The organism is Siccirubricoccus deserti, assembly GCF_014283215.1.
GTDB lineage: Bacteria > Pseudomonadota > Alphaproteobacteria > Acetobacterales > Acetobacteraceae > Siccirubricoccus > Siccirubricoccus deserti.
Map to the genome: position 1 here is coordinate 1 of NZ_JACOMF010000012.1, position 14,772 is coordinate 14,772.

The following is a 14,772-nucleotide window of genomic DNA, read 5'->3' on the forward strand; positions in this document are numbered from 1 at the left end:
CGCCGCGCGGACCATCGACGGGCTCTGGGATGCCATCCGCGACGCCCTGCCACGCTTTACCCCGGAAGAGTGCCGAAACTACTTCACCGCCGCAGGCTATGAACCAGAATGATCGGATTCCGCCCTATCCCGGCGACGCCTGCGAGGTCGCCTTCGAGGTCGAGGAGTTCATGCTGAACCCGCGCGGCACGCTGCATGGCGGCGTTCTGGCGACAGCGCTCGACATCTGCATGGGGCATCTGATCAACCGGCAGTCCGGACCCGGCGCGACGCTGGAGCTGAAGATCCAGTACATTGCGGCATTGCGCGCCGGTCGCGTGGTCTGCCGCGGCGAATCGCTGCGTCGCGGCGGCACTTGGTTTCTGCGCGCCGAGGCGCGGGATGCGGAAGGCGGGCTGGTGGCCTTCGCCACCTCCACCTGGAAGCTGCTGCGGAAGCCGGCGCCGGCTGCCGTGATGGTGGAAGGCGCCTGAACGGCCGGGTCAGTCGGGCGCGTTTCGGCTGAGTGGAAAGACGATGTCGCAGGCCAGCCCAGGGGCGTCCCAGGTCTGGCACAGCCTACCCTTGAGCTGGGCGCAGATGGTAGCCTGCAGCACGCGTGAGCCGAAGCCCCGGCGCGCCGGCTCACCCGCCACCGCGGGCCCGCCCGTCTCCGCCCAGCGCAGCCGCAGCACCCCTGCGGCCTCGTCGAACCGCCAGGACAGGCTGACGCGCCCATGCGGCGCCGACAGGGCGCCATATTTCATGGAATTCGTTGCCAGCTCATGCAGCGCCATCGACAGGGGCTGCGCTGCCGCCGGCGGCAGGATGATCGGTGGTCCGTCCAGCGTGGCGCGAGGCTCGGGGCTGCCGGCGCGCACGTCGGGGGCCAGGAAGGGCGCCAACTCGCCCTCGATCAGGCTGCGCATGTCGGCGCCACGCCAGCGTGATTCGGCCAGCAGGGTATGCGCCCGCGCCAGCGCCATGACACGCCCCTCGACCGCCCGCGCATAGGCCTCCGCATCATCCCTCGGGGTCAGCCGCAGCGCTGCCTGGACCACCGCCAGAACGTTCTTCGCCCGATGGTCCAGCTCCCGCGTCAGCAGCGCCTGGCGGTCCGCGGCGGCGCGCCGTTCGGTGATGTCCTGGGCAACGCCGGCGATCCGCAAGACTCGGCCGGACTGCCGGTCGCGCTCGACAACGGCGCCGTGAGAGGCGATCCAGAGCCACTGGCCGCTGGGCGCCCGGGCACGGAATTCGGCGGCGAAGGTCTCACGGCTGCCGTCGATCACCTGGGTGAAGGCCTGCTCGACATCCGCCTGGTCTTCGGGGTGGATATGCGCCAGCCAGTCGCGCAGGCCGAAGCCTGATTCCGGCACCGTCGGGATGGTGTTCGTCAACTCGCCCCAGCGCGAGCCGACCCCCTGGGATACATCGAAGTCCCAGGTGCTGAACCGTGCCGCATCGATTGCCATCCGAAGCCGCGCCTCGCCGGCCTGCAGCGCCTCATTGGCGCGGTGGAGAGAGCGTCGGAGATCCTCGAACTCGGCGACCCGACACGGCCTCCCGGCGCCGAGGCCGGCGAGGGCGTCCCCGGTGCCGGCGGCGACCTCATTGGCGTGCCGGCGCAGCGCCTCGATCGGCTGCAATATGCCACGCGCCAGCCAGATGGCGGCGAGCGAGCCGAGCAGCATGGCGCCAAGCGCGCCGCAGGCCAGCAGCATGAAAGGCTCGCGCCACATCGCGCGGGAGACGGCGCTCGGCTCGCCGACGATGACGCCCCAGCCCGTGGTCTGCGGTAGCCGGCGGAAGCCGACCACGACCGGCTTTCCCCTGGTGCTGACGCCGCGGAAGATGCCCTCCGTGCGGCCGCTGGTTGCCGCGTACCAGGATGGCAGCGGCTGGCCGACGAAGCGCGCGGCGTCGTGCGACCGGGCGATGATGCGCCGCTCGGCGTCCGCCAGCGCCGCGCCAGCGCCCGGGGTCATGACCTGCGCCCTGAGGATCGCCGAGAAGCGGTCCGGCGCCACATGGAGCACGACAATCCGCTCCACCCGGCCATCGCGCATGACCGGCGCCGCCACCGCGATAAGGTGGGTGCCGGGAGGCGGTGCGACGAGCAGGTCCGACACCGCGGGGCGGCCCGTCTCCACCACCTCGCGCAGCACGGCCGCGGCGCTCTCCGGCGGGGCCACGGCGCTGCCTGCCGTCACCGCTGTCGTCAGCAGCCGGTGCTGATCGGGCGCCGCAGCATGGACGTCGACCTGGGTCGCGCCGACTGCGGCGCCATACTCCGCGGCCCAGCCGGCAAGGCCGGCCATCTCCACATCCCCGATGAGGCGTAGCAGGGGCGATGTCGCCAGCGCCATGGCCGCGACCCGGACCGCCTCGAGTTCGCTGTCGAGGGCGAGCGCCAGGGCGCGCGCGGTGTCGTGCAGCCGGGACTCGAATTCGCGCTGATGGGACTGGATGGATTGCCACGCGGCCATGGCCCCCAGTCCGAAGGCCGGCACCAGCAGCACCAGGCCGAAGGCCAGCAGATACCGGGAAAGGCTCCAGCGGCGTTGTTCTCTGGCCTGATTGCGCAGGCCGGCGTGCGGAGGGGTCATGGCGGAGCACACGCCTCTGGCGCAGTGCTAGCGCTCATGGCCACGGAGTTGGATGTCATGGAAGCTATCGGCCGTTGTTGATCCGCCTTCCGGCAGCCCCAGCCATATCGGTCGCGCGCTCCTTCGACATACGCCGTCTTTGCGCAAAAGCATCTTGCCAGCAATCATCACGTGCAATTCTATCGCCGCATACACGTTGTTGTTCCATGGTGTCGGCGACATGCCGGCGATCGTGAGGCATGGCGAGTTGGGCTTCTTTCGCAGGCCGAATGCAGGGCCGGGGCCGGCTTCGCCGCATCGGCAGCGGGGCCGCCTTCGCAATCAGCGGCAGGGTGGGGAAGCGATTGGTTGCGCTTGCCGTCCCGCCGACTCAGCCGGTGGCGGAAAGCCCCTGCGCCTCGCTTGGCCAGTGCACCGCCTTGGGCGGCAGCATCATGTGGCATTCCAGCCCGGCGGGCTCCCAGTCGAAGGTGATGAGGCCCTGGAGTTGCCGTTCCACCGTGCGCGTCACCAGTTGCGAGCCGAAGCCACGGTGCAGCGGCGGCGCCATCACCGGCGGGCCGCCGGTCTCCCGCCAGTGCAGACAGAGGCCGCCATCGAACTGGCGCTGCCAGCGCAGCGCCACCCGGCCGCCCGGCGTGGAGAGTGCGCCGTATTTCGCCGCATTGGTCGCCAACTCGTGCAGGGCCATCGCCACCGGCTGGGCAGCGCCGGGGGCCAGCCCGGCCGCCGGCCCGGCCAGGGTCACCCGGCCACCGGCGAGATGCACTGCCAGCTCCTCCTGCAGCAGCGCCTGAAGGTCGACGGCATCCCAGCGGGTGCGCGCCAGCAGCGTATGGGCCCGCGCCATGGCACCGATTCGCCCGGTGACGGCGGTGCGGAAACCACTCAGGTCGTTGGCCCGGGTCAGCGCCAGCACGGATTGCACCACAGCCAGCGAATTCTTCGCCCGGTGATCCACCTCGCGCATCAGCAACAGGTGCCGCTCCTCGGCCTCGCGCCGGTCGGTCACGTCCCATGCGAGGCCGACGAAGCGCGCGCCGCCATCGCCGCGCACCAGATTGCCGCGGGCGGCAAGCCAACGTTCCCGGCCGCTATCGGGGCGGCGGATGCGGAACTCATGAGCGAAGGCCCCGCCCGTGGTCAATGGACCTTCGGCCGCCGCCCGCAGCGCCGGCAGGTCGTCCGGCAGGACCAAGGCCTCGAACTCCGCCAGAGCGATCGGTGCCGGTCCGTCCGGGCGTGGCGACGGCAGGCCGCAAAGGGCGAAGGCACGGGCGTCCCAGCTCGCCTGCCCGGTCGCCACATCCAGCTCCCAGGCACCCATGCCGCCGGCCTCAAGCGCCAGCCGCAGCCGCTCCTCGCTCTGTGCCAACGCCGCTTCCGCCGCCTTCCGCCCGGTCGCGTCGCGGACGATGCCGGTGACGAAGATGATGCCGTCGCTATCGAAGGAGCCGACCGAGAGCTCGATGGGGAATTCCGCGCCGCCGGCCCGTATCCCCAGCAGCTCGCGGCCGGGCACGCCGATGATCCCTGGCGGCGCCCCGCTCCGTCGCGCCGCGAGATAGGTGTCGTGCCGTGCCGACTCAACCATCGGAATAAGTATGCCAAGATCCTGGCCGAGCAGCGCCGACTCGTCCGGATAGCCGAACATGCGGAGGGCAGCGGCATTGGCCGACAGGATCTGCCCCTCGGCAGTGGCCAGCAGGATGCCGTCGGCGGCGCTATCCACCACCGCCCGCCAGCGCGCCTCGCTGACCCGCAATGCCGCCTCCGCCCGATGCAGCGGGGTGAGGTCGGCGATGCTTTCGACCACCTGTGACGGTCGGCCGGGCGTGCCACGGCGCAGCGCCTTGTTGACGGTGACCACCAGCGGGGTGCCGTCGCGGTCGCGGTGGCGCAACTCGCCGGTCCAGGTGCCGTCGCGTTCCAGCCGCGCCGCGATCTCGGCCTGCGGCACCGGGAAGACTGTCCGCAGCAGCGCCGGCGCGGATTGCCCGATGGCCTCTGCCGCGCTCCAGCCGAACAGCTTCTCGCAACCGGCCGACCAGCTGCGGATGGTACCGTCGGTGTCGCGCGTCATCACCGCGACGAGGTCGATCGTCGCCAGCAACTCGCGGTGCTCCGCCTCGCTGCCGGCGAGCGCGGCATGGGCGGCGCGCGCCTCCGCGGCCGAACGCCGCAGCGCCGCCTCGGCCTCGGCGAAGCCCTGGCGCAGCTCTTCCAACTCGGCGATCGGGGCCGGCGGAATGATGGAGGCGCTCTCCGCGGCACCGGCGGCGACCGCGCCGGCGTGCCGCGCCAGGCGGCGTACCGGAGCCAATACCCGGCGGGCGAGGGCCAGGGCAAGAACGGTGGCAAGCAGCAGCGCCCCGCCGCTGCCGATCGCCAGCCGCTCCAGTGGGCGCCAGACCGCGTCGTAAGTGGCTTCCGGCTCGGCGACCAGGATAGTCCAGCCCGGCACAACGGACAGGCGGCGGAAGGTGAAGATCCTTGCCTCCCCGTCGAGCCCATCGCCAACGAAGCTGCCTTCCGTCCGGTTGGTAATGTTCTGCCAGTTCCTCGCCGGCATTTGCTGGCCGAGCCGGCGATAGTGCCATTCATCCGAGCGGGCGACCACCCGGCCCTGGCTGTCGATCAGCGCGGCGAAGCTGCCCTGCGGCAGGTTCTGCCCCACCAGGATCCGCCGCAGCCGCTCAGGTGGAAGTTCGAGCGCCAGCATCGCGACCAGCTGTTCGCCCTCCAGGACCGGCTGGAAGGCGATCGACAGCCCGCCCTCGGGCAGCAGGTCGCCGACCCGCGGCTGCCGGCTCGCGGCGGCCGCGCGGAAGGTCGGGTCATCGGCCGCTTCCAGGGGTGGGCTCCCGGATGGCCGGCCGATAGCATCGGCGGAGGTGATGGTGTCGGCCAGGATCCGGCCGGCGGGATCATAGGCGCGTAGCGGTGCGCCCAGCAGCGCGGCGGCGCGGTGGAGCTGCCCCGCGACATCCTCCGTCTCAGCCGCGCCGAAGGCTGGCAGGGTGGCGAGGACGGCAAGGGCGCGAAGGTCGCCGCCGAGCCTGGCATCGATGGCAAGGGCAAGGGCGCGGGTGGTATCCGCCATCCGGGCGTAAAAGGCCGCGCGGTAGCCTGCCACCGCGTACCAGGCGGCCAGCCCGCCGGCTCCGACGGCCGGAAGCAGAACGGCGAGCACCAGCGCCAGGAGATGCGCGCGCAGGCCCCGCCGCCAGCGCGTACGTGTGGCCCGGTCCACCGGTTCCAGCGCCAGAGGCGATATGATCGACGTTTCAGCCACTCCTTGCCGCGGCGCCGCATGCCTCCCCACCTGGGACGCGGCGCCTGCTGCGCACTGTATTCAGACGGGCTTTCAGTCGGGCCAGGTCAGCCGCAATGAGCGCAAAGGTTGTATACTCAGCGCGTGGCGGCGAGCAAGCACCAGTGCGGCCTCGAGGCGACCGCTGGAGTCGCCAGGCCGTTTGACGGGCCGCTGCCGTTCCCCGAACCGGGGCCTGGAGAGCATGGCGAGGTGGGCGTGAATGCCCCGAAGCAGGACTCCGCCCTACAAGTCAATTGCCAGGATGGAATGACGTTCAGGTATGAGCTCAATCCGCTTTGACAGGCTGCGAAAAAGCCGACGCGCCTCCATGTCCGTCATGGCGGGATTGACCCGCGCATCCGGATGTTCAGCGATATAGGTTGGTTAGGGATGCCCAGGTCACGCCCGGGCATGACGAGGAAGGTGGCGGTCACGAGCGTTGTCTGCGCTGTTCCGCAGCCTGCCGAACCTGCGAAGGTTCAGGGTCGCTGCCTCAGGAGAGGATATCGGCGGGCGCGTCCCGCCGCAGTGCCTCGCCGAGGCTGCGGCCGAGCGCCTCGGCCTCCGCCGCGGCGCCTTCGATGCGGCGCTTCAGCAGGTAGCTGCCATCCGGCCGGGCGATCAGCCCTTCCAGCGCCAGCCGATCGCCCGGCAACAGCCGCGCATGCGCGCCGATCGGCGTGCGGCAGGAGCCGTCGAGCGCGCCGAGCATCGCCCGCTCAGCGGTGCCGACCAGCCGCGCCTCCCGGTCCTCGATGCCGGCCAGCAGGGTGCGCAGCGCGGTATCCTCGGTGCGCACCGTGACGCCGACGATGCCCTGGCCGGCCGCCGGCAGCATCACCGTCGGGTCCAGCACCATCGCCGCCTCTGCCTCCAATCCCATCCGCTTCAGCCCCGCCAACGCCAGGAAGGAGGCAGCAAAATCCCCGGCCCGCACCCGGCCGAGCCGGGTCTGCAGATTGCCACGGATGATACCGCAGCGCAGGTCCGGCCGCAGGTGCAGGACCTGCGCCTGCCGACGCACCGAGGCGGTGCCGATCAGCGCCCCGCGCGGCAGGCAGGCCAGCGGGTCGGCCGGATCGGGCGCGCCGCAGGCCTCGTTGAGGATGATGGCGTCACGGCAATCCTCCCGCGGCAGCAGGCAGGCGAGGGTGATGCCGGGCGGCAGCTCGGTTTCCAGATCCTTCAGGCTGTGAACCGCGCATTCCACCTGGCCATCCAGCAGCGCCTCATGGATCTCCTTGGCGAAGAGTCCCTTGCCGCCGATGTCGGCCAGGCGGCGGTCCTGAACCCGGTCGCCGGCGGTGCTGATGACCTGCTCCTGCAAGGCCCCGGCCTCGCGCAACTCCGGACAGGCGTCACCGAGCCGGGCCAGGAAGTAGCGGGCCTGCCACAGCGCCAGCGGCGAGCCGCGGGTGCCGGCCCGCAGCGGAGGCATCGCCGGTCCCGGCGGGCTCACGCGCCCACCCGCCCGAATGGCCGGGCCGCAGCCCCGTTGAGGCGCCGGATCCGCGCCGGCCGGGCGCGCCGCGCCACTGTCTTGGTCATATCGAGTCCCAACTGAGCCGCTGCCGTCCCTGTCGGCAAGGCGGGCGCGAGGCAATCCTGCCGCCTCATTAGAGCAGTTTCATACAGGTTGGAAACAGTCTGCGTGAAAAGCTACCATAGAATCAAACGCTTCCAACGCAGCTTCGGGCTGACCGCCACGGTCAGCCCGAAGCTGCTCTAGCGGACAGCCGCGGTAATGCGCCTATCCGGAAGGCCGCGTCGCGCGGCAGATGGCAGGCACCGCCAGCGCGCCCATGCCTCCGCCTGAGAGCAGGCGCCCCGGCCGGTGTTAGGCCACCACCCGCCGGTACAGGTGCCAGGTCGCATGCCCCAGCACCGGCATCACCACCGCCAGACCGATGAAGGCCGGCAGGCAGCCGAGCAGCAGCAGCACCGCAACAATCAGGCCCCACAGCGCCATCGGCCCAGGGTTGGTCAGGCAGGCCCGCACCGAGGTCTGCACCGCGGTTGCCATGCTGACGTTGCGGTCCAGCAGCATCGGCACCGAAACCACCGTCATCACCAGCACGAACAGGGCGAAGAGGAAGCCAGCGCCATTGCCCAGCAGCAGCAGCCGGTGGCCCTGCGGCGTGTTGAAGGTCAGGTCCAGCAGCGCACCGAGGCCGGGGGGGACGGTGCCGATGGTTGCGGCGAAGATCGCCCTTGCGGCGAAGAGCCAGGCGACGAAGACGATCGCCAGCATCAGACCGATGCCGGCGATGGAGCCGAATGCGGGCGAGCGCAGCACGTCGAAGGCGTTGAGCCAGGAGGCGTCCTGCCCCGCCTCCCGCCGCCGGCTGATCTCGTAGAGGCCGACCGCGGCGACCGGGCCAACCAGCGACAGCCCGGCGACCAGCGGCCAGAGCAGCGGCAGCAGGGCGCCACCCGACATGGCCCGCGCCGCGACCAGTCCGACGAGGGGATAGAGTACGCAGAGGAAGATCAGCTGGGTCGGGGTGGCAAGGAAATCATCAACCCCCCGCGCCAGCGCCTCACGCAGGTCATGGAGGCCGATCCGGCGAATGGCCGGGGCGTCGGTGGCGGTGGGGACGGCATGCAGCAGGGCTTTGGCCATGGCCTGTCCTTCCGTGGCGGCCCCGGTGCGGCCGGGCCGCATGGTGGTGCTGGTCGCCCGAGCCTGGGCCCAGCGATAGCGACCAATTCCTACGCCTGCGCGCGGCAGGCGTGCTTCACCATCCCGCGATGCCATGGGCGCAACGGGACGCCGGTACCCGGGGGTGACACCCGAACTGCCTGCGGCTCGGGCGGCGCGCCGGGTTGCGGGATTTGCCGCTTCGGTTATATCGGGCCTGTCCTTTCCCTTGCCTTGCCGAGGTCGTCCTCTCCGATGAATTCTCTCGAGCTGAACAAGGCCTGTGCCGCCGTCCTGACGGCGGGCATCGTCTTCATGCTGGCCGGCCAGCTGGGCAAGGTGCTGGTGCATGGCGAGAAGCCGCATGAAAGCGCGATCCGCATCGGCGACGTCGGCGCCAGCGCGCCCGCCGCCGCACCAGCCGCGGCGCCGGCGCTGGAGCCGATCTCCGGCCTGCTGGCCGCTGCCAATGTCGACAACGGCAGGACCATCGCCCAGCGGCAGTGCGCGTCCTGCCACACCTTCACCGAAGGCGGCCGGAACGGCGTCGGCCCCAACCTCTACGGCATCGTCGGCGCGCCGCATGGTCATGTTGAGGGCTTCAACTACTCCGCAGCCATTAAGGGCAAGGCCGGCCCCTGGAACTACGAGGAGCTGAACGCCTGGCTGCACAAGCCGAGCAGCTATGCCCCTGGCACCCGCATGGCCTATGCCGGGCTGTCGAACACCCAGCAGCGGGCCGACCTCATCGCCTATCTGCGTAGCCTCGCCGCCAATCCGCAGCCGCTGCCATAAGGCGGCGATACACCCCGGCCGAAGGGCCGGGGCTCTGGTTTCAGCGGCTCAGTTCGCGGGTCATCGCATCGATCCCGCCCAGGGTCAGCGGGAACATCCGCCGTTCCATCAACTGCTGGATCAGCACGGTGGAGTGGTTGCGATCCCAGACCGCCTCCGGCAGCGGGTTCAGCCAGGCGCTGCGGCGGAAATGCCGAGTGAGGCGGTCGATCCAGACGTTTCCTGCCTCCTCGTTCCAATGCTCGACGCTGCCGCCGGGCTGTACCACCTCATAGGGGCTCATCGCCGCGTCGCCGACGAAGATCGCCTTGTAGTCGGGGCCGTATTTCCGCAGGACCTCGAAGGTCGAGACCTCGCTTTCCTTGCGCCGGCGGTTGTTCTTCCATAGCCGCTCATAGGGGCAGTTGTGGAAGTAGTAGTGCTCCAGGTGCTTGAACTCGGCGCGGCAGGCGGAAAACAACTCGGCGCAGACGCGGATGTGGTCGTCCATCGATCCGCCGATGTCGAGGAACAGCAGCACCTTCACCGTATTATGCCGCTCCGGCACCAGCTTCAGGTCGAGCGTGCCGGCGTTGTTGGCGGTGGAGCGGATGGTGTCCGGCAGGTCGAGCTCGGTCGCCGCGCCCTGGCGGGCGAAGCGGCGCAGCCGGCGCAGCGCCAGCTTCATGTTGCGGGTGCCAATCTCGATGTCGCCGTCCAGGTCGCGGAACTCGCGTTTGTCCCAGACCTTCACCGCGCGACGGTGGCGGCTTTCCTCCTGCCCGATGCGCACGCCTTCGGGGTTGTAGCCATGGGCGCCGAAGGGTGAGGTGCCAGCAGTGCCGATCCATTTGGAGCCGCCCTGGTGGCGGCCCTTCTGTTCCGCCAGCCGCTGCTTCAGCTTCTCCATCAACGCATCGAAGCCGCCGGCGGCCTCGATCGCGGCCTTCTCCTCCTCGGTCAGCAGCTTCTCCGCCATTTTGCGGAGCCATTCCTCCGGCAGGGTCTGGGTCGGGTCGCCCTCGGGTGGCTCCAGCCCCTTGAACACCTCACCGAATACCCGGTCGAAGCGGTCCAGCAGGCGCTCGTCCTTCACCAGGGTGGCGCGGCTGAGGTGGTAGAAATCGTCAATGTTGTAATCGGCGACTCCCTCCCTCATGCCGCGCAGCAGGGTGAGGTATTCGGTGATGCTGGCCGGAATTCCGGCACCGCGCAGCGCGACGATGAAATGCGCGAGCATGGCGGTCTCCTACAGCAAGCGGTTCAGCGCTGTTGGCGGCGCGACAGGAAGGCCAGCCGCTCGAACAGGTGCACATCCTGCTCGTTCTTCAGCAGCGCGCCATAGAGCGGCGGGATCGCCGTCTTCGGGTCGGTGGACCGCAGCACCTCGGGCGGCAGATCCTCGATCATCAGCAGCTTCAGCCAGTCCAGCAGCTCGCTGGTGGCGGGCTTCTTCTTCAGCTCGGTCACGCCGCGCACCTGGAAGAAGACGTTCAGCGCCTCCCGCGCCAGCTCCTGCTTGATATCGGGGAAATGCGCCTGAACGATCTTCTCCATCGTCTCGCGGTCGGGGAAGCGGATGTAGTGGAAGAAGCAGCGGCGCAGGAAGGCGTCCGGCAGCTCCTTCTCGTTGTTCGAGGTGATGATGACGATCGGCCGGTGCTTCGCCACCACCGTCTGCCGGGTCTCGTAGACGAAGAACTGCATCCGATCGAGTTCGAGCAGCAGGTCGTTCGGGAATTCGATGTCCGCCTTGTCAATCTCGTCGATCAGCAGCACCTGCTGCGCATCGGCCTCGAAGGCGTCCCACAGCTTGCCACGGACGATGTAATTGCCGATGTCATGCACCCGCTCGTCGCCGAGCTGGCCGTCGCGCAGCCGTGACACCGCATCGTACTCGTAGAGGCCCTGCTGTGCCTTGGTGGTGCTCTTGATGTGCCATTCGATCAGCGGCCGGCCGAGCGCCTTCGCCACCTCATGCGCCAGCACCGTCTTGCCGGTGCCGGGCTCGCCCTTCACCAGCAGCGGCCGCTGCAGTGCGACGGCGGCGTTGACCGCCACCTCCAGATCGCGCGAGGCGATGTAATTCTCGGTGCTCCTGAAGCCGGCCACGCCTACCCCCCATTCTGCTACGGGATAGCGTGGCGTTTCTCACCGCATCGCACAAGGTGCCCGGCGGCTCGGCATCACCTGGGGCGTTCGGCCGCGGCCGGGATCGGCCAGTGGCGCTGCCCCGGCTCTCATACCGCTCCTGTCGCATGCGTCAGGCGGTCATTTGCCCTTTTCCTTCTAAGAAGCTGCAGGCAAACCAAGCGGGTGCCTTCAGGCCGGTATCGAGACATAAGCGTGATGGCGGCTGAGCCTGACCACGTTGGGCGGATACCGGGCACCAGCTTCCCGAAATTTGCCGATCTGGCTCCGCCTTCTGTCCTGTGTGTTCCTTGCCGGGCAGGTTTGGATTGCGCTGATCTCCAGCATCTCTCGCCACCTCGTCGCCCGAGCCGAGGCGCAGCAAGGCTTATGATCGCGTACAGCTTCTCACCCCGAAGCGCGGCAGCAGGGCAGTGCACCGGGCCTCCGCCATGGGCCGCAGCATAGCGGAGGTCCGGTCTACCTCCATCCTTCGCTCGCCGTGGGCGACAGCCGCTCGGCCTCAGTCGCTCAGCACGAAGCCCTCATACCCCTTGGCCGCCACCGCGTCACAGATCTTCCGGTAATGTGCCATGCCGCCGGCATAGGGCATGAAGACCCGCGGCTTGCCTGGCACATTGGCGCCGAGATACCAGGAATGCTTCGCCTGCGGCAGCAGCGTGGCATCGGCCGCCCGGTTCACCTCCTGCACCCACCCCTCCATCGCCTCCGGCTTCGCTTCGATGCGGGCCATGCCTTGGTCGCGCATATGGGCGATGCAGTCGGTGATCCACTCCACATGCTGCTCGATGCAGACCGGCATGTTGCACAGCACGGAAGGGCTGCCGGGGCCGGTGATGGTGAAGAGGTTGGGGAAGCCCGCCACTTGCAGACCGAGGTAGTTGCGCGGCCCGGCCTCCCAGGCATCGGCCAGCCGCTGCCCATCGCGGCCGCGGATGTCGATGCGCAGCAGCGGCCCGGTCATCGCATCGAAGCCGGTGGCGAAGACGATGATGTCGAGCGGGTACTCGCCCTTCGTCGTCCGGATGCCGCCCGGCGTGATGCGCTCGATCGGCTCGGCGCGGAGGTCGACCAGCGCGACATTGTCGCGGTTGTAGGTCTCGAAGTAGTCAGTGTCGATCGGCGGACGCTTTGCCGCATAGGGATGATCGATATCGGAGAGGATCGCTGCGGTCTTCGGATCCCTCACGATCTGGCGGATCTTGTTGCGCAGGAACTCCGCGGCTGTGTCGTTGGCCGCCTTGTCGGCCAGCAGATCCTGGAAGGTGGCGCGGAATTGCAGCCCGCCCTTCTCCCATGCCGCCTCGTACAGCGCCTGCCGCTCCTCCGCCGTCACGTCGAAGGCCTTGCGCTCGGCGATGACGAAGGGGTGGCCGTTCGGCGTGCCGTGCATCACCTGGCGGATCTCGGGGTGGCTGCGCTTGACGTATTGCTTGAACTCGTCCGTCAACGGGACATTGCGCGCCGGCACGCTGTAATTGGCCGTGCGCTGGAAGACGGTGAGGTGACCGGCGGCCGCGGCGATAACCGGTGCCGCCTGGATGCCGGTGGAGCCCGTGCCGATCTGGCCGACCCGCTTGCCGGAGAAATCCACCCCCTCATGCGGCCATTGGCCGGTGTGGTACCAATCCCCGGCGAATTCCTCGAGGCCCGGGATCTTCGGCACATTCGCGGTCGAGAGGCAGCCCACCGCGGTGATCAGGTATTGCGCCGAATAGCGCTGGCCGGCTTCCGTCGTCACCTGCCAGCGGTTGGCCGAAGCGTCGTAATGCGCGGCGGTGACGCGGGTGTTGAAGCGGATGTCGCGCTTCAGGCCGAAGCGATCGGCCACATGGTTCAGGTAGCGCATGATCTCGGGCTGGCCCGGATAGCGCTCAGACCATTCCCATTCCTCCAGCAACTCCTTCGAGAAGCCGTAGCAGTAGGAATGGCTCTCGGAATCGCAGCGCGCGCCGGGGTAGCGGTTCCAGTACCAGGTGCCGCCGACGCCCTCGCCGGCTTCCAGCACCAGCGCCTTCAGCCCCAGACGGTCGCGCAGCGCATGCAACTGATACATGCCGGAGAACCCGGCGCCGATGATCAGTGCATCACAGCTTTCCGCCCGATCCGGCGACGAGGTGGTGGTCATCACTTCGGACATATCCATCCCGCTCTGCAATAGTGTGGGCCCGCCGCTCCGCCCTGCCGAAGCAGGGTGGGGCGCGGCCGGCGCATGCTTCCATGCACCGGCCGGCGTGAACCGGCAGGCCCCTGCACTATAGCCAGCTTCGGCCGGCGAGTGGAAATCGCCGGATGGAACGGGCGGTTCAGGTCGCCTTCGCCAGCCCCGCGGCCTTCATCGCATTGCCAAGCGAGGCATCGGCCTGTTCCATGAACTTCCCGAAATCAGCGGCATTGGCATAGACCAGGCCGAAGCCGCGGGCGTTCAGGAAGTCCTGGTATTCCTTCGATTTGAACGCGCGGTCCAGCGCCGCATCCATGGTGCTCCGCGCCTCCGCCGGAATGCCCGGCGGGCCGGCGATGCCCCGCCAGGCGCCGGTCTGGTAGTCGATGCCCATCGCTTCCTTCAGGGTCGGAATGTTGGGGAAGGCGGTGATCCGCTCGCCCGCCATCACCGCCAGGCTGCGGGCCCGGCCGGCATCCAGCATCGCCCGTGCCTCAACCACGGAGTTGGTGGTGAAGTCGAGCCCGCCGGCCGCGAGGTCCTGCATCGCCGGCGCCGCGCCATTGCTCGGCACCCAGCGGACATGGTTGGCCGGCAGCCCCATGGCACCGAGCCAGCCGGCCAGCGCCAGGTGCCAGATGCCGCCCTGGCCGGTGCCGCTCGCTTTCATCTGTCCGGGGCGGCTCGCCTTGATGGCATCGGCCAGCGCCTTCACATCGCGATAGGGCGAGCTGGCGTTCACCTGGATGCCCGGCGGGTCGTTGTTCATCAGGCCGAGCGGCGTGTAGTTCTTGTAGGTGATCTCGGTCAGGCCCTGCCAATGCAGCATGCAGATCTCGGCGGTGAGCATGCCGAGGGTGTAGCCGTCCGGATTGGCCTGCGCGATCGCCGCATGGCCCACCACGCCGGAGCCGCCGGTACGGTTCACCACGTTGAAGGGCTGGCCGAGATCCTTCTCGAGGATGGCGGCGATGATGCGCAGCACCGCGTCGGTGCCGCCGCCGGCCGCCCAGGGGCAGAGCATCTGCACCGGCCGTACCGGCCAGCGCGGCTGGGCGAGGGCAGGGGCCGCCAATGGCGCGGCAATCAGCGTGGCGCCGAGCAGGGTGCGGCGGGTCGTCTCGGTCATGATGTCCTC

10 protein-coding genes and 1 pseudogene are annotated in these 14,772 nt (G+C 69.2%); 3 read left to right on the plus strand and 8 right to left on the minus strand.

What is annotated here, in order from left to right:
- Positions 1-112 (plus strand): annotated as a pseudogene (locus tag H7965_RS11940) (IS630 family transposase); the annotation flags it as partial.
- Entirely contained in the window at positions 99-473 is a 375-nt protein-coding gene (locus H7965_RS11945; protein WP_186770812.1) for a PaaI family thioesterase, read from the plus strand. The pseudogene H7965_RS11940 and the gene H7965_RS11945, both read left to right, overlap by 14 nt.
- Positions 474-482: 9 nt before the next feature.
- Here H7965_RS11945 and H7965_RS11950 read toward each other — a convergent pair whose 3' ends face one another.
- The 4 genes from H7965_RS11950 to H7965_RS11965 all read right to left on the minus strand — a co-directional run bounded on the left by H7965_RS11950 (position 483) and on the right by H7965_RS11965 (position 8,527).
- Positions 483-2,588, minus strand: a complete 2,106-nt coding sequence (locus H7965_RS11950; protein WP_186770813.1) for an HWE histidine kinase domain-containing protein — start codon at positions 2,586-2,588, stop codon at positions 483-485.
- A gap of 370 nt (positions 2,589-2,958) precedes the next feature.
- Positions 2,959-5,841 carry a PAS domain S-box protein gene (locus H7965_RS11955; RefSeq protein WP_186770814.1) on the minus strand — a complete coding sequence of 961 codons (2,883 nt, stop codon included), beginning with the start codon at positions 5,839-5,841 and terminating at the stop codon, positions 2,959-2,961.
- 556 nt (positions 5,842-6,397) lie between these two features.
- Positions 6,398-7,342, minus strand: a complete 945-nt coding sequence (gene hemC, locus H7965_RS11960) for a hydroxymethylbilane synthase (RefSeq protein ID WP_186770924.1) — start codon at positions 7,340-7,342, stop codon at positions 6,398-6,400.
- Between the two features lie 399 nt (positions 7,343-7,741).
- The gene (locus H7965_RS11965; RefSeq protein WP_186770815.1) at positions 7,742-8,527 is read right to left on the minus strand and encodes a DUF2189 domain-containing protein; all 786 of its coding nucleotides are present in this window, start codon (positions 8,525-8,527) and stop codon (positions 7,742-7,744) included.
- 273 nt (positions 8,528-8,800) lie between these two features.
- Here H7965_RS11965 and H7965_RS11970 point away from each other — a divergent pair, with 273 nt between their 5' ends.
- On the plus strand, positions 8,801-9,340 hold the full coding sequence (locus tag H7965_RS11970) for a c-type cytochrome (protein WP_186770816.1): 540 nt from the start codon (positions 8,801-8,803) through the stop codon (positions 9,338-9,340).
- Positions 9,341-9,380: 40 nt separating this feature from the next.
- Here the strand turns inward: H7965_RS11970 and H7965_RS11975 are convergent, their stop codons facing one another.
- The 4 genes from H7965_RS11975 to H7965_RS11990 form a co-directional block, all read right to left on the minus strand.
- Positions 9,381-10,559 (minus strand): vWA domain-containing protein, encoded by a 1,179-nt coding sequence (locus tag H7965_RS11975; RefSeq protein ID WP_186770817.1) that lies wholly within the window; start codon positions 10,557-10,559, stop codon positions 9,381-9,383.
- A 23-nt stretch (positions 10,560-10,582) separates the two neighbouring features.
- Complete coding sequence (locus H7965_RS11980) at positions 10,583-11,431, minus strand: AAA family ATPase (protein WP_186770818.1); 849 nt, start codon at positions 11,429-11,431, stop codon at positions 10,583-10,585.
- Positions 11,432-11,972: 541 nt separating this feature from the next.
- The gene (locus H7965_RS11985) at positions 11,973-13,616 is read right to left on the minus strand and encodes a flavin-containing monooxygenase (RefSeq protein WP_229682591.1); all 1,644 of its coding nucleotides are present in this window, start codon (positions 13,614-13,616) and stop codon (positions 11,973-11,975) included.
- Between the two features lie 160 nt (positions 13,617-13,776).
- Positions 13,777-14,763 carry a tripartite tricarboxylate transporter substrate binding protein gene (locus tag H7965_RS11990; RefSeq protein WP_186770819.1) on the minus strand — a complete coding sequence of 329 codons (987 nt, stop codon included), beginning with the start codon at positions 14,761-14,763 and terminating at the stop codon, positions 13,777-13,779.
- Positions 14,764-14,772 lie beyond the last annotated feature (9 nt).